The 18,073-nt window shown below is 73.0% G+C and carries 16 protein-coding genes and 1 other RNA gene; 6 read left to right on the top strand and 11 right to left on the bottom strand.

All coding sequences use genetic code 11. The features are described from left to right. Nucleotides 1-5 precede the first annotated feature (5 nt). The 6 genes from D0D15_RS13090 to rnpB all read right to left on the bottom strand — a co-directional run bounded on the left by D0D15_RS13090 (nucleotide 6) and on the right by rnpB (nucleotide 7,818). Nucleotides 6-2,066 (bottom strand): hypothetical protein, encoded by a 2,061-nt coding sequence (locus tag D0D15_RS13090; RefSeq protein ID WP_094006773.1) that lies wholly within the window; start codon nucleotides 2,064-2,066, stop codon nucleotides 6-8. Next, nucleotides 2,063-4,948 (bottom strand): ATP-binding protein, encoded by a 2,886-nt coding sequence (locus tag D0D15_RS13095; RefSeq protein WP_094006774.1) that lies wholly within the window; start codon nucleotides 4,946-4,948, stop codon nucleotides 2,063-2,065. Before D0D15_RS13095 ends, D0D15_RS13090 begins: the two co-directional genes overlap by 4 nt. A gap of 10 nt (nucleotides 4,949-4,958) precedes the next feature. Next, on the bottom strand, nucleotides 4,959-5,414 hold the full coding sequence (locus D0D15_RS13100) for a hypothetical protein (RefSeq protein WP_094006775.1): 456 nt from the start codon (nucleotides 5,412-5,414) through the stop codon (nucleotides 4,959-4,961). An 18-nt stretch (nucleotides 5,415-5,432) separates the two neighbouring features. Further along, entirely contained in the window at nucleotides 5,433-5,699 is a 267-nt protein-coding gene (locus D0D15_RS13105) for a hypothetical protein (protein ID WP_094006776.1), read from the bottom strand. An 819-nt stretch (nucleotides 5,700-6,518) separates the two neighbouring features. Then, the gene (locus D0D15_RS13110; protein ID WP_115944461.1) at nucleotides 6,519-7,391 is read right to left on the bottom strand and encodes an SCO6745 family protein; all 873 of its coding nucleotides are present in this window, start codon (nucleotides 7,389-7,391) and stop codon (nucleotides 6,519-6,521) included. A gap of 40 nt (nucleotides 7,392-7,431) precedes the next feature. Further along, nucleotides 7,432-7,818, bottom strand: an RNA gene (gene rnpB / locus D0D15_RS13115) — RNase P RNA component class A. 88 nt (nucleotides 7,819-7,906) lie between these two features. Here rnpB and D0D15_RS13120 point away from each other — a divergent pair. After that, nucleotides 7,907-9,133, top strand: a complete 1,227-nt coding sequence (locus D0D15_RS13120) for an SLC13 family permease (RefSeq protein WP_115944462.1) — start codon at nucleotides 7,907-7,909, stop codon at nucleotides 9,131-9,133. A 7-nt stretch (nucleotides 9,134-9,140) separates the two neighbouring features. Here the strand turns inward: D0D15_RS13120 and D0D15_RS13125 are convergent, their stop codons facing one another. From D0D15_RS13125 to D0D15_RS13135, 3 genes are read right to left on the bottom strand one after another with little or no spacing between them, the layout of a single operon-like run. Then, nucleotides 9,141-10,220, bottom strand: coding sequence for a bifunctional RNase H/acid phosphatase (locus D0D15_RS13125; RefSeq protein WP_094006779.1), 1,080 nt, complete (start codon nucleotides 10,218-10,220; stop codon nucleotides 9,141-9,143). Next, entirely contained in the window at nucleotides 10,217-10,954 is a 738-nt protein-coding gene (locus D0D15_RS13130) for a zinc ribbon domain-containing protein (protein WP_094006780.1), read from the bottom strand. Before D0D15_RS13130 ends, D0D15_RS13125 begins: the two co-directional genes overlap by 4 nt. A gap of 15 nt (nucleotides 10,955-10,969) precedes the next feature. Next, a complete protein-coding gene (locus tag D0D15_RS13135; protein ID WP_115944463.1) occupies nucleotides 10,970-11,776 on the bottom strand; it encodes a Nif3-like dinuclear metal center hexameric protein in 807 nt (268 codons plus the stop codon). Here D0D15_RS13135 and D0D15_RS13140 point away from each other — a divergent pair. From D0D15_RS13140 to D0D15_RS13150, 3 genes are all read left to right on the top strand, one after another. After that, nucleotides 11,775-12,290, top strand: a complete 516-nt coding sequence (locus tag D0D15_RS13140) for a low molecular weight protein-tyrosine-phosphatase (RefSeq protein ID WP_162830563.1) — start codon at nucleotides 11,775-11,777, stop codon at nucleotides 12,288-12,290. The genes D0D15_RS13135 and D0D15_RS13140 overlap by 2 nt on opposite strands. A gap of 67 nt (nucleotides 12,291-12,357) precedes the next feature. After that, complete coding sequence (locus tag D0D15_RS13145; RefSeq protein ID WP_198958288.1) at nucleotides 12,358-13,218, top strand: fructosamine kinase family protein; 861 nt, start codon at nucleotides 12,358-12,360, stop codon at nucleotides 13,216-13,218. A 370-nt stretch (nucleotides 13,219-13,588) separates the two neighbouring features. Then, a complete protein-coding gene (locus D0D15_RS13150; RefSeq protein ID WP_094006789.1) occupies nucleotides 13,589-14,470 on the top strand; it encodes an SURF1 family cytochrome oxidase biogenesis protein in 882 nt (293 codons plus the stop codon). Here the strand turns inward: D0D15_RS13150 and D0D15_RS13155 are convergent. Together D0D15_RS13155 and D0D15_RS13160 are read right to left on the bottom strand one after the other, a co-directional pair. Beyond that, nucleotides 14,400-15,353: a cobalamin biosynthesis protein CobD/CbiB gene (locus D0D15_RS13155; protein WP_115944464.1), complete on the bottom strand. Its 954-nt coding sequence runs from the start codon at nucleotides 15,351-15,353 to the stop codon at nucleotides 14,400-14,402. The two genes, D0D15_RS13150 and D0D15_RS13155, sit on opposite strands and share 71 nt — an antisense overlap. 34 nt (nucleotides 15,354-15,387) lie before the next feature. Then, the gene (locus D0D15_RS13160) at nucleotides 15,388-16,056 is read right to left on the bottom strand and encodes a FadR/GntR family transcriptional regulator (RefSeq protein WP_094006855.1); all 669 of its coding nucleotides are present in this window, start codon (nucleotides 16,054-16,056) and stop codon (nucleotides 15,388-15,390) included. A gap of 133 nt (nucleotides 16,057-16,189) precedes the next feature. Between D0D15_RS13160 and D0D15_RS13165 the strand changes: the two genes are divergently transcribed. Both D0D15_RS13165 and D0D15_RS13170 read left to right on the top strand, forming a co-directional pair. After that, nucleotides 16,190-16,687: a gluconokinase gene (locus D0D15_RS13165; RefSeq protein WP_094006791.1), complete on the top strand. Its 498-nt coding sequence runs from the start codon at nucleotides 16,190-16,192 to the stop codon at nucleotides 16,685-16,687. Continuing rightward, nucleotides 16,684-18,057, top strand: a complete 1,374-nt coding sequence (locus D0D15_RS13170) for a GntT/GntP/DsdX family permease (protein WP_094006792.1) — start codon at nucleotides 16,684-16,686, stop codon at nucleotides 18,055-18,057. Before D0D15_RS13165 ends, D0D15_RS13170 begins: the two co-directional genes overlap by 4 nt. Nucleotides 18,058-18,073: the final 16 nt, after the last annotated feature.

The raw sequence follows: 18,073 nt of genomic DNA on the forward strand, positions 1-18,073 counted from the left end.
CTACATCACCGCACGATCCGGTCGGTGTCACGGGAGTCGTCGCGCACCTCGAGCCCGCGGGAGGGCCGGTACAGCACGTGGACCGGCTTGCCGCCGACGAGCTCCTGCCCGGCGCGGCGGGGTTCCGGCCGCTGGGCGGGGGTGGCGCTCATGCCGGGCCGCGAGATGCGCGACGGGACGACGACGGGGTCGGGTTCGTCCCAGCCGCGGTCGTAGACGGGCGAGGTGTCCACGCGGCGGCTGGGCCGTTGCGCGACCGGCGGCATCCAGCCGTCCGCGCGGCGCGTGGTGCCCGGCGGGGCCGAGTAGACGAACGCGTCCGGGTCCGCGCCGTCGGGTGCGTAACCGGCGAAGGCGGGCTGGTTGCCGCCGCCGGCGGGCAGGCCGGGCCTGGCGTGTCCGGGCAGCGCCGGTCCACCGCCGGGCCAGGGCGCACCGGACCAGGCGGCCGCCGGGCGGGCGGCCATGGCGCCGGCGCCGTCGAGCCGCTGGGCGGTGGCGAAGACGGTCGCCTCGGGACGCCCGCGGCCGGCGGACCCGGTCGGGCTGGCGACCTCGCTCTCCTCGCTCTCGCGGACGCTCTCCCAGAACTCGTCCTGCGGCGTGGGCCCCTGCTTCCTGCGGAAGCGGCTGAACAGGCCGCCGCTCGGGGCCGGAATGGAGGACCCGACCACGCCGACGGACATCTCGACCATCTGCCAGAGCCGACGCACCGGCCGCCCGACGAGGAACAGCAGAACGGTCACCAGCCCCGCCATGACCATCTGGGTGAGGATCGAGAGCGAGTTCCCCGCGGCGAAGATGGCCTGCAGCAGCAGGGCGTGCACACCGGCGAGCACCGAGAGGACGAGCAGGTTGAAGCCGACCGCCCCGAGCAACCGCGCCACGCGGCGCAGGATGTCGTGGTGGACCAGGGCCACCAGGCCGATCAACGGTGCCGTCAGGACGAACAACCGGATCAGCACCTGGGCCAGCAGCACGGAAGCCTTGGCCAGCAACTGGAACAAGGCGTAGACCAGGCTCTGGCCGAGTGCGAGGAACCCGGATCCCGTCCGGCTGCCACCCTCTCCGGTGAAGTACTGGGTCGCCGGACCGAGCTGGGTGGAGATGTTCTTGTACGCGGCCTTCTTCGCGTCCACCACACCCTGGTTCGCGTCGTCGCCGTTGCGGATCTGGGTCCACGTGAACGCCTGCGCGTCGAGCAGCGGACGCCCGAACTGCTGCGCCTGCGGCGCGTCCGGCGCGCCGAACTCCCCGCGCAGCCAGTTGTTGTAGATCACCTGGTTGTAGAGGTCCGTGGGCAGGACTTCGCGCACGATCCGGTCGCCCGAGTTGTCGACGAACCCGGCCTGGATGTTGGTGCTGGTCTGTACGATCGCCCGGTCGATGGGATCGAAGTACTGCAACATCGCCATCGACGACGCCGCCAGCCACACGGCGCCGAGGGCGTAGAGCCCGCGTTTGCTCACCGCGGACAGGTCCCCGCGCCAGATGTTGCGGAACATCATGATGGCGAGCACCAGCGCGAACAGACCGAAGAGCTGCGCGTAGACGTTGTTGTAGACCTTCTCCGCGCCCGATTTCACGGCGTTGTAGATCGGGTTGAGGAGCCCGCCCTCCATCACCGTGTAGTGCAGTGAGTTGGTGGCTCCCACGATGTTCTTGCCGATGTTGAAGAGCTGGTTGCCGGCCCAGGTGTCGATGGTCGTGTTCGGGCTGGTGATCCCGGACAGCGGACCGCAGTCGGTCTGGTACACGTACCAGACCGTCCCGGCGTAGCTGTAGTCCAGATAGGCGCTGCCGTTCTCGCCGTGCCGGGCAGGTGGGTCGAGAGCGCCCACCAAACCGGCACCAGGCCGCTCGGGGTTCGGCGCCTCACCACAGGACGCCGCGGAGGCTGATGGGGCCATGACCGTGGTCTGGAAACCCATCAGCAGGGCGACCGCCACCACGGCCGCCCAGCGGGGTGGTCTCTTCCGGCGGCTCCCGCGGTTCTTCAGGCCCCTTCGCAGGGCGTGCCAGCTCCCGGCCACGGCCAGCACGCTCAAGACCGTCACGAGCGTCATGCCGCGTCCCAGCCGCCGCGCTTGCCCGCGCCCGCCCGCTCGCCGTCGCCGGAACCCGGGACGTCCTCGGCGAGGATTTGCTCCTCCGTCAGCCCCAGGTCGCGTTCCGCGGCCAGCTCCAGGTCCGGCTCCAGCTCGTCGTCCGGTGGCGGGGACGCCACGTGCTGCTCCTCGCGCGGGGGTTCGGTGTCCCGGGCGTGCGTGTCCGCCGGCAGCGCGTCCTTCGAACCCGGCGTCGTGTCCAGGGACGCGCGCAGGTGGGCCAGGTGCGGCCCGGAGAAGTCCACCCGGATCCGCTCCACGCCACCGGCACCGTCGCCGAAGATGAACTGCCTCGGCTCGCGGTCGCGCTCCAGGCCGCGCTGCGCACCGGGCCGCCGGCCCAGCGACGCGACCACCTGCTCGTACCCGACGCCCACCGGCACCTTCAGCAGCCGCAGCGCGTCGGCCTGCGCCTCGTCGTCGTCGAGGCGCCCGACGAACACCGAGTCCAGCAGCGCGACGAAACCCTGGATCTTCAGGAAGTCCGCCGGGATCTGCGAGGACAGCAGCACCCGGACGTTCCACTTCCGCGAGTCACGCGCGAACCGGTTCATCAGCACCCGCCCGGTCGGCACCTCGGACAGGAAGAACGCCTCGTCGATCCACACGCCCTTGCGCAGGTCCTTGGGCTTTTCGTACACCGACCGCTGCGTCAGCCACGCGGCCAGGTTCAGCATCTCGACACCGAGCGCCTCGGCGTCGGTCCAGTGCTCGCGGCCCACGCCGTCCTTGGGCAGCGTCAGCCCGGCCATCGTCAGCACCGTCAGCCGGTCGTCGCGCGTCTCCGAGTACGGGTCGGCGTCGTTCTCCGGGATCAGCAGCGACATGCGCTCACGCATCTCGTCCAGGAAGTCCGCCACCACCACCGCGTGCTCGTGGTGCTCGCTGGAGTCCCGGCGCAGCGCGTCGATCACCTGGCCCGGGTCCGCGTCGTACCGGCCGCCGACCGCGCGCACCGCCCGCAGCAGCACGATCCGGCTCTGCGGCATCCGCGCGACCTCGTACGGCAGCACCCCGGTGAGCACGTCCAGCACGAGCCGCCGCCGGGTCGCGCCGGCCAGCGCCCGCTCGCGCCGCCACGCCCGCTCCGGGTCCTCCTCGTCCATGAAGTGCTCGAGCAGCGGCTCGGCCACCACGCGGTAGGGGTTGAGGATGCCGGGTTGTGCATTCAGCAAGTTGATGGGCCGCGCGTACGGCCGGATCTCCGGCAGATCGCACAACCGGGACAGCGGGCCGGACGGGTCCAGCAGCGTCCAGTGCGCCCCGGCGCGCAGGGTCTTGTAGACGATGCCGCCGCCGAGGAACGACTTGCCGCCACCGAGACCGGCGACCATCGCGGTCAGGCCGGACCCGTCGCGGATCTCCTGCGCCATCCACGGGTCCCAGGCGACCGGGCGCCGGGTCGCGGTGACCGTCTCGCCGAGCAGGATGCCGCGCCGGTCACCGACCTCGGCCGTCGCCGTCGGCACCGCCGCCGCGGCCCAGACCACCGAACCCCGGCGCATGTACGCCGAGGACGACAGCGGCTCACCCGGGATGAACTCCCGCGCCAGCGCGTACTGCGCCTCCGGGTGCTCGATCGCGATCTTCGGCTTGTACAGGTCGAGCAGCTGCTGCGCCAGCCGCAGCGCCTCGCGCTCGGTGTCGCCGGACACCGCCAGCCGCCACCACGACCGCACGCGGGTCGCCAGCGCGGTGAAGCCGGAGGTCATCTCGTCGTCGATCTCGAGCACGCGCGTCGCCTGCCGCGCCAGCGACTGCGGCGGCTCCAGCTCGTGCTCGTCGGTGTAGTGCTTGACCTGCGAGCGCACCTTGTTCATCTGGCGCTGCAGCTCGCCGGCCACCTCCTCGGGGCGGCGCACGTAGATGCGGGCCGACCACTCCACCGAAGCCGGCAGCCGGTCCGCGTGCTGCACCCACGGGTCGTCGACCTCGGGGATCTGCAGGCCGTGCATCTGGCCCACGGTCAGCACCGCGAGGTGCCGCTGCACCCCGGCGTTGGACCCGGTGCGGCCGCGCACGGTCAGCGTCGGCGCGTACGGCTCGGCGTGGAAGTCCGCCGCGTCGGTGAAGCTGGCCAGGTCCTCCGGCTCCCACACCGCGCCGGGCACGGCGGGCAGATTCCGGGGCGCGGGCAGGCCGAGCGAGCACGAGCGGTGCATCAGCCAGGACATCTCCTCGGCGTGCACCGGGCGGCCCTCCAGCCCGGACGAGCCGATCACCTGGTCCAGGTGCTCGACCTCGGAGTCCAGCGCGGCCAGCTCGGCGTCGACCGCCTCGGGCAGGATGCGGCGCAGCAGCGGGGCGGCGCGCTCCACCGCGCGGTCGACGACGCGCCGGGTCTGCACCTGGACGCCGATGTAGACCTCTTTCTCCGCCATCGACCGGCCGAGCAGCTGCTGCTGCTCACCGATCAGGTAGTCGTCGAACGACAGCGCGCCGGGCACGTCCGGCGGGCGGCGGATGGCGTTGTGCACGTGGGCCTCGGCCCACATGCGGATCGGGTACGGCCGGGTGGTGACGCGCAGGTGCAGCCAGCGGCCCTGCAGCTCGGCGTACTGGCCGGCGATCGCGGCGATCAGGTCGCGACGCTGGGAGTCCGACCGGAACGACCACCGCTGCGGCGCCAGCCGGTACCAGGCGTAGACCTCGTTCTCGGTGCGCACCAGGTGCCCGTCGATGGTGCGCAGGGAGATCGACGGGGTGTAGCTGGGTATCGCCTGCTCACCGGGGAGCCGGCGGCCCTGCTTGCCGGGGGCGCGACCCGGCTGCGGCGGCCACTGCGCAGCCCCGCTGGGGTCGGACTTCCCGGCCTTCCGGCGTCCGCCGCTTCCGAACAACCTCTACCTCCTACCGTGGCGCCGAAGTGCGCGCGCCACGCGGTCGTGCTGGCTGGTGGTGAGGATGCGACCCCGCCGCGGCGAGGTGCCGTTTGTGCTTGGGCAGCGGCCGCTCGTTCCGCACGCGGATCTTCGTGGCCGTGACCGCACCGCCCTCTCCGGAGGTCTTCTCGCGGGGCGTCTGCAGCTCGCGCAGCCACATCGTCATGACGGCACCGAGCGGACGCTCGTGACTGATCTTGGCCGTGATCATCCGGGTGATCAAGATCGTGATGACGAACGCCCACGCGGTGGAGAAGAAGCCGAACCCGAAGCCGAGCTGCCGCTCCACGGCCAGGACGACGAGGAACACCGGAATGCCGACACCCCAGGCCACGTACCGCGCCCGCCACGGGAACGTCGCCTTCGGCGGGCCGAGCCAGACCGCGTCGACCCGGTAGACCTCGTCATCGGTTCGAATCCGCACGCGCGCTACCCCGCGCCGTCAGCTGGTGAACAAGCCGGCGATCCATTCGCCGACGTTGACGCCGAGCCCGCTCACGGCGAGGCCGACGATCGCGAGCGCGATCACCACACCGGCCAGGCGGCGCATGACGCCGGCGTTGTCGCCCTTGCCGCCACCGAGCCAGAGCAGCAGCAGCGCGACGGCGAGCAGGACCAGGGGAATGATGTTGTCGAGGAGCCACTGCTGGACTCCACGGGTCCTGATCTCGCCCTGCGCCAGGTGCTGCACAAGTGTCATCATGGTCATCGCGTACTCCCAGGTGCGAGGAGTGTGGGTGTCGGGTGGGTCAGCGCGGGGCGGGCCCACGAGGTCGGAAAGTTCGTCCGGTCTGTCTAGCCCATCATGGCGTCACAAGCTGTGACGGTCAAAGCGCTCTCTGTCGAACGGCAGTCCATCCACACCAGGCACAGTACGGCCACTTCTCCTGAACTCGTCGCCCTCCATCATCGTGGCAAGACCGCTCAGGGTTAACCCCCTGCACCCGGATTTCCTAGTGTGGGTAGGGACTCACCCACAGGCGCATTCCCGTTTCACTCTGGGTGCGCGGTATCGCTCCTCGATGGCGCGGACAACAGTGTGGCATGACCCGATCGGCCGCATGCCATGTACCCGGGCGTGACGACTTCTCCGGGCGAGTCGATCATCCGATCCAGCGAACACCGTCACCCAGCGCCCAAGTGGAGCCGTTTCGTCCTCACGATGTGTGATCGATACGCACTTTCGGGTGGACTCGGGTGTAAGCGCTCGCTGTGCGGAGTGCCGCGGTGTACCGCGGCGAGGTGAACAGTGCGGGCCCACCGGGTCGCGCGGAGGCGGCGAGCGCTTTCCGCGGCGAGCGGCGGTGACACAGGGCAAGGGCGAACGCTTTCCTCCTCACCGAACGTGAGAAGTCCGGCTCCGTGCGGCTGGGGCTGAGGGCGTTCGGCGGGCCCGGCGCCGTGAGAACTCGGGCTCCGCACGGTAGGGGCCGGGCGTTCGATAGCCGGGCGGCGCGCGGTTCCGCGCGACCGCGGGGCGTCGCACGTGCCATCGCTGGCGCGACCTCCGTGCCCACAGGCGCGAAGCTCAGGCCCGCGTCGCCGCGAAGATGCCGTCCGGGAAGGCGCCGTGTGCGACCGCGTGGCGAGCCAGTTCCCGGCCCAGCTCGTGCAGTCGCGCGGCCTTCTCGGCGCCCAGGTGGCGCCACGGGGCCACCGCGGAGGCGTTCGTCTGCTCCTCGAGGCTCTCGCGCAGCGCAGTGCCCTCCGGGGTGAGCCGGCCGTCCTCGTCGAGCAGGCCCTGGGCGCGCAGGTCCTCGACGCCGGCGTCCCACTGCTCGTCCGACCAGCCGCGGCTCGTCTTGGCGACCGGCTCCAGGAAGCCCTTCCCCGTCGCCGTGTAGGTGATCAGCGCGGCCAGCCCGCCCAGCCCGTGACCGACCAGCGCCGCGATGTGCCCGTCGCCCCGGTACTCACGCAACAGCGTCGCCGCGTGCCAGAGGACCAGGTGCGGCTCGGACGGCCACTCCAGCTCCGCGTGCCCCGCGTACAACGGGCGCCCCTCCGCCGTGCAGGCCGACGCCGCCGAGCGGGCCAGCTCCGCCGCCTCGGCCAGCCGCGGCGAGGTGATCAGCTCCTCCCCCAGCACGCGGCGCAGCCCGGCGTCCGCCGCCGCCATCCGGGCCGGCGGGATCCGCTCCGGCGTGGCCAGCGTCCACGCCCGCGGGATGTGCCGGGCGACCAGCTCCGGGTTGAAGTTGTAGAAGGTGGCCGCGACCACACCCGCGCTCACCGTGCCCATCGGCGCGGCGCGGCTGGCGAAGTAGCCCATCCGGCCCGGCCGCAACCCGGCCTCGGTGAGCGCTTGCTCCGCCTCGGGCGCGAAGTAGACGAACGAGTGCAGCGGTTCGAGCACCCGGTGACACCGGAACGCGACGCCGCGGGCTTCTGCGTGATCCACCGCCCGACCCTAGGCCACCGGCGGGCCGGCGGGAAAGGGGCGGACGAGTTGGCCTGTAAGCCGGATCCTGTCCCGCGGCGCGAAGCCGCGGTGGCGGCCATCCATCTAGGCCTGCCGTCGCCGGCAGGCTCGAGCGGCCTACCCGCAGGCATCGGACGGGCCGCCCTCGATCGCCTGCGCAGGCGCCTCGCGGCGCCCTCTTGGCCTTGCTCCGGGTGGGGTTTACCGAGCCACCCCGGTCACCCGGGGTGCTGGTGGTCTCTTACACCACCGTTTCACCCTTGCCCCGGCCGGTGACGGCCGGAGCGGTCTGTTTTCTGTGGCACTGTCCCGCGGGTCGCCCCGGGTTGCGGTTAGCAACCACCCTGCCCTGCGGAGTCCGGACTTTCCTCGAGGGAGTGACCCTCGCGACCGCCCGGCCAACTCGTCCGCCCACTCAGGGTAACCGTTCCCGCGCCGCGGACGGCGGTTGCCCTCCCGCCGGAGAACATCGGCCGGCGGGCTAGCGTGCGGGCATGGTCGCGGCGGTCGGGAGCCTCGGGGCGCTCGCCGCCGTTCTCGGGTTCGCCATGGCGCGTCCGCGGGGTCTGCCGGAGGCGCTGGTCGCGGTGCCCGCGGCGCTCGTCGTGCTCGCCGCCGGGCTGGTGCCGCCGGGCGAGGCGTGGGAACAGGTCACCGCGATGGCCCCGACGCTCGGGTTCCTCGCGGCGATCCTCGTCCTCGCCGACCTGGCCGACCGCGAGGGCGTCTTCCGGTGGCTCGGCGCGCGGCTGGCCACCGCCTGCCGCGGCAGGCCGCGGTGGCTGCTCGCGCTGACCTTCGCGGCCGCCGCGGGCACGACCGCGGTGCTGAGCCTCGACGCGACGGTCGTCCTGCTGACACCAGTCGTCCTGGCCACCACGAGAACCCTCGGCCTGCCGCCGAAGCCGCACGTGTACGCGTGCGCGCACCTGGCCAACTCGGCGTCGACGCTGCTGCCCGTCTCGAACCTGACGAACCTGCTGGCCTTCGCCGCGTCCGGGCTGACCTTCACCGGGTTCGCCGTGCTGATGGCGGTGCCGTGGCTGGTCACCATCGCGGTCGAGCTGGCGGTCTTCCGGTGGTTCTTCCGGCGCGACCTGACCGGGTTCGCGCCGCCCGCGGACGCCGGCCGGGAGGCGCCGGTCTTCGCGCTGGTCGTCCTCGGGCTGACGCTCGCCGGGTTCGGGGCCGGTCCGCTGATCGGGCTCGCGCCGGGGTGGGTGGCCGCGATCGCCGCCGCCGTCCTCGCCGTCCGGGCGCTGACGCTGCGGACGACGAGCCCGGTGCGGCTGGTCGTCGCGGCGAACCCGCTGCTCAGCCTGTTCGTGCTGGGTCTCGCGATCGTCGTCCAGGCGGTGTCGGACCACCTGCTCGGCGGCCCGCTGCGGGCGGTGCTGCCGGAGACGAACGGGCTGCCCGCGCTGCTGCTCACGGCGTTCGTGGCGGCCGCGCTGGCCAACCTGGTGAACAACCTCCCGGCGACGCTGATCCTGCTGGCGGCGCTCGGCCCGCACCCGGCTCCCGGAGTGCTGCTCGCCGTGCTGCTGGGCGTGAACATCGGCCCGAACGCCACCTACGTCGGCTCGCTGGCGACGCTGCTGTGGCGGCGCGTGCTCGGCCGGGACGCCCCCGGCCTGGGCGAGTTCACCCGGCTCGGCCTGGCGACGGTCCCGGCGAGCCTGGCCGCGGCGACCGTCGCGCTGTGGCTGGTGCTCCCGTGACGCGTGCTCAGGCCAGGTGCGAGATGTCGTTCACCAGCCGCACCGAGGCGTTGCCGTCCGGGTAGAACTCGACGATCGACAGCGACGCCAGGTCCAGGTGCAGCCGGAACAGCAGCGACGGGCCCGCGTCCAGACCCAGCCGCAGCAGGGACTTGATCGGGGTGACGTGGCTGACCACGACGATCGTCTTCCCGGCGTGGGTCTCGACCAGCTCGTCGCGGGTCCGGCGGACCCGCTGGTGCACCGCGTCGAAGCTCTCCCCGCCCGGCGCGGGCACCGACGGGTCGCGCAGCCAGCGGCCGTGCAGCTCCGGATCGCGCTGGGCGGCCTCGGCGAACGTGAGCCCCTCCCACTCGCCGAAATCGGTCTCCAGCAGGCCGGGGTGGGTCTCCACGCGGGCGCCGAGCGCGTCCGCCACCGCCTGCGCGGTCTGCTTCGTCCGGGTCAGCGGGGAGGCCACGATCGCGGTGTCCGTGCCCAGCTCGGACACCGCGGCCAGGCGCTTCGCGGCCGCCGCGGCCTGCTGCCCGCCGTGCTCGGTCAGCGGCACGTCACCGCGGCCGGAATACCGGCGGTCCACCGACATCGCGGTCTGACCGTGCCGCAGCAGCATCATCCGGACCGGCGTGCCCTGCGCGCCGGTCCACTTCTGCGGCGTCGTGCGCTCCGGCGCCGGGTCCTTGCCGGCCTGGGTGTCCATCGCCTCGTTGGCGAGCCGGTCGGCGTGCGCGTTCTCCGCGCGCGGGATCCACTGGTAGCTCACCCGCGCGAACCCGGCGGCCAGCTCGCGCGCCCGCTCGGCGAGCGGCTTCAGGGCCTCGTGCTTGATCTTCCAGCGGCCGGACATCTGCTCGACCACCAGTTTGGAGTCCATCCGCACGTCGACCTCGGTGGCCCCCGCCTCGGCGGCCGCGCGCAGCCCGGCGATCAGGCCCGAGTACTCGGCGACGTTGTTCGTCGCCACGCCCAGCCCCTCCTGGCGCTCGGCCAGGATCTCACCGGTCGCGGCGTCGCGGACGACGGCGCCGTAGCCGGCCGGCCCGGGGTTGCCCCGCGAGCCACCGTCGGCCTCGACGACCGCTCTCACAGGCCCGACTCCACGGTGCGCACCAGGATCGCGCCGCAGTTCTCGCACTGCACGACCTCGTCCTCCGCGGCCGCCTTGAGCTCGGACACCGTGTTGCGGTCGAACTCCATGTTGCAGGCCAGGCACTTGCGTGCCCGCACCAGCGCGGCGCCGATGCCCTTGTGCGCGCGGACCCGCTCGTACAGCTTGAGCAGGCCCTCCGGGAACCGCGGCACCAGCTTGGCGCGGTCCTCCTCGCGGCGCGTCTTCGTGGTGTCCAGGTCCTTGAGCGTCTCGTCGCGGCGGCTCTCCACGTCGGCCAGCGCCTGCTCGGTCTTGTCCACCTCGGCGCCGGTGCGCTGCACGTCCAGGCCCAGCGCCTCGCGGCGCTCCATCAGCTCCAGCAGGTCGTCCTCCAGCGCGCTCTGCCGCCGGGCCAGGGTCTCCAGCTCGTGCTGCAGGTCCGCGACCTGCTTGGACGGCAGCGTGCCGCCGTCGATCAGCTTGCGGTCGCGGTCCTCGCGGGCGCGGACGGACTCGATCTCCTTCTCCTGGCGGGCGATCTCGCGGTCCAGGTCGGAGGCCGCGGTCTCGTGCCGGATCGCGGTGTCGCGCAGCTCGCGCAGGGTCTTCTGGATGCCCTCGATCTCGGCGAGCTCGGGCATGGTGCGGCGGCGGTGCTCGACCCGGGACAGCTCGGCATCCACTTTCGCGAGCTCGAGCAGCTGACGCTGGACGGCTGGCTCTGCCTTCACTGGTACTCCCTCGGATTACGCGCGGATGGTCCACGGATCGGTCCGGCGCGCGGACACGTGCACGTTGACGTTACCCGCAAAGGCGGCACGCAGGACCGCCGAGGCTTGCCCGCACCACGGCCACTCGCTGGCCCAGTGGGTCAGGCCGACCAGGGCGGGCGCGTCCGCGCCGGTCTCCAGGTGCTCGCCGGCGGGGTGGTGGCGCAGGTCGGCGGTGACGTAGGCGTCCACCCCGGCCGCGGTCGCGGCGCCCAGGAAGCCGTCGCCGGCCCCGCCGGACACCGCGACCGTCCTAATCAGACGATCCGGGTCGCCTGCCCCGAGCACGCCCGGCTCGGTGCGCGGCAGGGCGTCGGCGACCCGGCGCACGAACGCGGCGAACGGTTCGGGCTCGGGCAGCTCGCCGATGCGGCCCAGGCCGGTGCCGCCGTCCGGGTGCGGGTCGAGCGGGCGGAGCACGCGCAGGCCGATCGCTTCGGCGAGCGCGTCGGACACGCCCGGATTCGCCGAGTCGGCGTTCGTGTGCGCGCAGTACAGGGCGACGCCGGCGCGGATGAGCCGGTGCACCAGCGCGCCCTTCGGGGTGTCGGCCGGCACGCCGTGCACGCCGCGCAGCCGGAGGTGGTGGTGCGCGACGACCAGCTGCACACCGGTCTCGATCGCCTCGTCGATGGTCGCGGCGACCGGGTCGACGCAGATCAGGACGTCGGTGACCGGCTCAGCGGGGTCGCCGCAGACCAGGCCGACCGCGTCCCAGCTCTCCGCCAGCGCGGGCGGATAGGCGTCCTCCAGGGCGGCGATCACTTCGGCGAGCGCGGGCATGGGGCGATCTTCGCACGTGCCGTGGGGCAGACTGCGGGGTGTGACCGAGCCGAGCCTGCACATCTGCTTCGTCTGTTCCGGCAACATCTGCCGCTCCCCGATGGCGGCCATCGTCTTCCGCGCGCACCTGGAGCGAGCCGGGCTCGCCGACCGGGTCCGCGTCACCAGCGCCGGCACCGGACCCTGGCACGTCGGCGAACCGGCCGACCCGCGCGCCCGCGACACGCTGCGCGAGGCCGGCTACCGCGGCAAGCACGTGGCCGCGCAGGTCGACAGCGATCACCTGACCGCCGACCTGCTCCTCGCCGCCGACCGGGGCCACCTGCGGGAGCTGCGGCGCATGGTGGACGACCCCGCACGGGTGCGGCTGCTGCGGTCCTTCGACCCCGAGGCGCCCGACGGTGCCGAGGTCCCGGACCCGTACTACGGCGGCGACGACGGCTTCCCCGAGGTCCTCGCGATGGTCGAACGGACCGTCCCCGCGCTGCTGGACTGGGCGAAGGCGCGGCTCTGAGCTGCGCCCATGCGGTTGCCGCCGCGCGCGGATACCGTGGCGGCGGGCAGACGAAAAGGTGCTGGACATGAGCGTTCGCGAAGCCGTCGAACGGCTGCTGGGAGTCCCGGTCACCGGGGTGCGCCGCAGCGGTGGCGCGGTGTGCCTGGTGACGACCGAGGGGCGCGGCGTGCTGGTCGCCAAGCAGGGCAGCGGCCCGGGCGCGACCGACGCCGAGGCCGCCGGGCTGCGCTGGCTCGGGGAGCACGGCGACGTGCCGGTCCCGCGGGTCCACGCGCACGACGACGAGTGGATCGTCATGGAGTACGTCCCGCCGACGTATCCCGAGGCCGCCGCGGCGGAGGCGTTCGGACGCGGCTTGGCGCGCCTGCACCTGCGGGGCGCGCCCGCGTACGGATCGCCACCGCCCGGCGGACCGGCCGACGCGTGGATGGGCCTGGCGCCGATGCGCAACGAGCCGTGCGCCGACTGGGCGACGTTCTACGGTTCGTACCGCGTGCTGCCGTACGTGCGGATGTGCGTGGACCAGGGCCTGTACGACGCCGGGCAGGCGGCGGTGTTCGAGCGGGTGTGCGCGCGGCTGCCCGAGCTGGGCGGCCCGGCCGAACCCCCGGCCCGCCTCCACGGCGACGCGTGGAGCGGCAACGTGCACTGGGCGCGGGGCGCGGTGTGGCTGATCGACCCCGCCGCGCACGGCGGCCACCGCGAAACGGACCTGGCGATGCTGCGCCTGTTCGGGACGCCGCTGCTGGAGCACATCCTCGGCGCGTACGAGGAGGAGGCGAAGGATCTGGACGCCCCGCTGGCCGACGGCTGGCGGGAGCGCGTGGAGCTGCACCAGCTGTTCCCGCTGCTCATGCACGCCGCTGTGTTCGGGGCCGGGTACGCGCGGCAGGCGCTCCGGGTGGCGGAGACGCTGGCGGGCTGAGCGGCGCGGGGCGCCCGCAGGGCGCGCGGCGCGGGGCGCCCGCAGGGCGCGCGGCGCGGGGCGCCCGCAGGGCGCGCGGCGCGAAGCGCCCGCAGGGCGCGCGGCGCGAAGCGCCCGCAGGGCGCGCGGCGCGAAGCGCCCGCAGGGCGCGCGGCGCGAAGCGCCCGCAGGGCGCGCGGCGCGAAGCGCCCGCAGGGCGCGCGGCGCGAAGCGCCCGCAGGGCGCCTGGGCTCGCCGGGGTCGCCAGGCGGGAGCACGCCCCATGCGGGGCAGAGCCCGAAGCCCTCAGCGGCCGGAGCCGGTGTCACCTGCCACACCCTGCGCTGACCTCCCCACACCACCCCCACCGGGCACGGCCTACCGTGTACCTGTGCGGCTGAAGTTCCTCCTCCGGCCGAGCTGGCTCGCCCTCGTGGTGGGTGTGCTCGCGTTCGCGTTCGCCTGCTTCACGCTGCTGTCTCCGTGGCAGTTCTCCCGCAACGACGAGCGCGAAGCCCAGAACCGGGCCATCGAGGCCTCTCTCACCGCCGACCCCCGCCCGTTGAACGACGTTCTCCCGCTCGGCACCGCGCCGGACGCGAACACCGAGTGGACCCGCGTCGAGATCACCGGCGCCTACCTCCCCGAGCACGAGGTCGTCGCCCGGTTGCGGACCGTTCAGGGGCAGCCCGCCTTCGAGGTGCTCACTCCGTTCCGCACCACCGACGGCCAGGTCGTCCTCGTCGACCGCGGGTACCTCCAGCCGGACTCCCGCACCGAGGTCCCGCCCTACGCCGCCCCGCCGGCGGGCACCGTGACGATCGTCGCGCGGATCCGGGCGGACGAGAACGACCCGAAGACCCGCGACGCCTTCGCCGACGCCTCCACCCACGGCAAGCTCCAGAGCTACAGCGTCGACTCGCGCGTCGTGGCGCGGTCGAGCGGCCTGGACATCCGCGGCGGCTACTTCCAGCTCGACTCCGACCAGCCGGGCGTGCTCAACGCGCTCCCCCTGCCGCAGACCGACGCCGGCCCCTTCTTCTCCTACGCCCTGCAGTGGATCGCGTTCGGGATCATGGCCATCGCCGGCCTGGTGTACTTCACCGTCCGCGAGATGAAACCCGGCGGCGTGCTCAACGAGATGGCCGAGAAGAACAAGCGCAAGCGGAAGTCGGTCGCGGAAATCCTCGCCGAAGACGAGGCTAGGGCTGGGGCTGGGGCTGACGACTCCGGCGACGCAGACCGAACAGAGCAGCCAGCACGGCGGAACTGACCCCGGCCAGCCACCCCACCACCCGGGACAACTCGACCGCACGGGTCACGTGCCCGGCGTCCGGGTTCCGCCCGTCGCCCAGCACCGGCAGCTCCTCGACGCCGTGCGGGTAGACCGTGCGGCCGCCGAGGCGGATCTCCAACGCGCCCGCGAACGCCGCCTCCATGCGGCCCGCGTTGGGGCTCGGGTGGGCCGCGGTGTCCCGCCGCCACGCACGCCACGCCCCGGCCGCCGAACCGCCGACCACCGGCGCGCTCGACACCGTCAACGCGGCCGCGAACCGCGTCGGCAGCAGGTTGACCAGGTCGTCCAGGCGCCGCGCGAACCAGCCGGCCGGCCGCGTCGGATCACCCAGGGTCCGCAGCACCGACACCGTCCGCGCGGCGAGCAGGCCGGGCATCCCGGCGACCGCGCCCCAGAACAGCGGCCCGACGACGGCATCGGCGGTGTGCTGGGCGACCGACTCCACCGACGCCCGGGACAGACCCACCACGTTCAGCCCGCCGGTCTGCCGGCTGTCCAGTTCGGACAGCGTCGCGCGGGCCGCGTCCAGCTCGCCCTCTTCGAGGTCGCGGGCCAGCTCGGTGCCGTCGGCGGCGAGACCGGCGTCCCCGAGGACCGCCCAGGTCGCGACGGCCGTGCCGAGGGCCTGCAGGACCGGGCTGCGCCGCACCGACCGCTCGGCCAGCAGCCCGGCCACCACGGCCGAACCGGCCAGGCCACCGGCGAAGGCGACGCCGGCGAGGCGGTGCTGGGGCAGGTTCGCATCGGCGGTCCGGACGGCGCGGGTGAACACGGTGACCGGCCGGCCGCGCTTCGGCTCGCCGATCACCCCGTCCGCCGCCGCCCCCAGCAGCAGTCCGATCGCCCGTGCGGCACTCACTCGTGGCCCCCCGAAGTCGAATCCCGGCGTGAGACTACTGGAACTGGGAAGCCACCTCGTCGCGTGCCTGGACCATGATGTCCCGCATCGCGCGTTCGGCCCGGTCGGCGTCGGCGGAATCGATCGCGTGGGCGACCTCCAGGTGCAGCGCGACGGCCTCGGGCTGTGGTTCCGGCGGCATCAGGCCGTGCTCGGTGCGGCCGGTCAGCACCTCCGCCACCACCTCGGACAGCTGCGTGAACATCGGATTACCCGACGCCGCGAGCACCAGGTGGTGGAAGTCGATGTCGTGCCCGAGGAACGTGTGCAGGTCCCGGGCGTGTGCGGTGACCTCCAGCCGGGCACCCAGTGCACGCAGCCGTCCGCGCTCCTCGGGGGTCGCGCGGATCGCGGCGAAGCGCGCGGCGCTCGGTTCGACCGCCCACCGCAGCTCCATCAGGTTGCGCAGGGCGATGGGCCGCTGCTCGCTGTCCAGCTGCCAGCGGATCAACCGGGGGTCGTAGTGGTTCCAGTCGGCGCAGTCCCGCACGGTGACGCCGACGCGGCGCTTGCTCGTGGTCAGCCGCATCGCTTCGAGCGCGCGCACCACCTCGCGCGCCACCGTCCGCGAGGCGCCGTAGCTCTGCTGCAGCTCCTCCAGCCGCAGCACCGATCCCGGCGGCAGTTCCCCACAGGCGATCGCGGTCCCCACCGCGTCGAGCATGCGCTCGTGCATTCCCTCGGCCACGCCGGTGACGCTAGACCACTGATTCGATTAAGTAGTACTTGTGGGTTGAATAAGTAGTACTTTTGCGTTGCACTGATCGAGTGACAGCGAGGTCGGAGGAGCGAAGCCAATGACGGTCATCGTCGTGATGGGTGTCGCCGGGTCGGGCAAGACGACGGTGGGTTCGGCGTTGGCCGAGCGACTGGGCGTCGAATACGCCGAGGCCGACGCCTTCCACCCGCCGGCCAACATCGAGAAGATGTCGTCCGGCCATCCCCTGAACGACGACGACCGGTGGCCCTGGTTGCACGCCATCGCGGCGTGGATCGCCGAGCACCAGCGCACCGGCGGCGTGGTGTCGTCGTCCGCGCTCAAGCGGCGCTACCGCGACGTGCTGCGGACCGGCGGGAACGTGTGGTTCCTGCACCTCGACGGCCCGCGGGACGTCCTGGCGGAGCGGATGCGCGGGCGGACCGGGCACTTCATGCCGGTGTCGCTGCTGGACTCCCAGCTCGCCGACCTCGAACCCCTCGAAACCGATGAGCGCGGCATGGTCGCCGACATCCTCGAATCCCCCGCGGCGATCGTGGACCGCGCGCTCACCGAGCTGGCGAAGGAGCAGCCGTGAGTACTCTCGCCGCCGCCTGGACCGGGACCGACACCCGGCTGGTCGTCGCGACGCTGGTCGGCATCGCCCTGATCGTGGTGCTGATCAGCAAGGCCCGCATGCACGCCTTCCTGTCCCTGATCTTCGGATCGCTGGTGGTCGGCCTGCTGGGCGGGCTGCCGGTCGACAAAGTGATCAAGAGCTTTTCCAGCGGGGTCGGCTCGACCGTCGCGTCGGTCGGCCTGCTGATCGCGCTGGGTGCGATGCTCGGCAAGCTGCTGGCCGACTCCGGCGGGGCGGAGCAGATCGTCGACACGATCCTGTCCCGCACCTCGTCGAAGGCGCTGCCGTGGGCGATGGCCCTGGTCGCCGCCCTGATCGGGCTGCCGATGTTCTTCGAGATCGGCCTGGTCATGCTGATCCCGGTCGTGCTGCTGGTCGCCAAGCGCAGCGGCAAACCGCTGATGCTGGTCGGCATCCCCGCGCTCGCCGGGCTGTCCGTGCTGCACGGCCTGGTGCCGCCGCACCCCGGTCCGCTGGCCGCGGCCGGTGCGCTGAACGCGAGCGTCGGCATCGTGCTCGGTCTCGGCCTGCTGGTCGCCATCCCGACCGTGATCATCGCGGGTCCGGTGTTCGGCAAGCTCGCCGCGCGGTGGGTGCCCGAGGCGAAGGCGCCGGAGCACCTGATCCCGGCCAGCGGCGGCAGCGAGGACGTGCGCCTGCGGCCGAGCTTCGGGGCGACGCTGGTGACGGTCCTGCTGCCGGTGGTCCTGATGCTGGGCAAGGCGATCGCGGACATCCTCGTCGGCAGCGGCAACCCGGTGCGCCGCGTGCTGGACTTCGTCGGCGACCCGCTGATCGCGCTGCTCGCCGCCGTGCTGCTGGGCATGGTCACGCTGGGCCGCGCCGCCGGGTTCACGCGCGACCGGCTGGCGTCGACGGTCGGCGACTCGCTCGGCCCGATCGCCGGGATCATCCTGATCGTCGCCGCGGGCGGCGGGTTCAAGCAGATCCTGGTCGACGCGGGCGTGGGCAACGTCGTCACGCAGATCGCCGAGGGGGCCAACATCCCGGCACTGCTGCTCGGCTGGCTGGTCGCGGTGCTGATCCGGCTCGCGACGGGCTCGGCGACGGTGGCGACGGTGTCCGCGGCCGGGCTGGTGTCCGGGCTGGCGGCCACCATGCCGCCCACCGAGGCCGCGCTGCTGGTGCTCGCGATCGGCGCGGGTTCGCTGTTCTTCTCGCACGTCAACGACGCCGGGTTCTGGCTGGTCAAGGAGTACTTCGGGCTGTCGGTCGGCCAGACGATCCGGAGCTGGTCGATCATGGAGACGGTGATCTCCGTGGTGGCGATCGTGATCATCCTGCCGCTGGGGGCGCTGCTCGCCTGAGATGGCAACCGGAGCC

This window comes from Amycolatopsis thermalba (assembly GCF_003385215.1).
Lineage (GTDB): Bacteria > Actinomycetota > Actinomycetes > Mycobacteriales > Pseudonocardiaceae > Amycolatopsis_E > Amycolatopsis_E thermalba.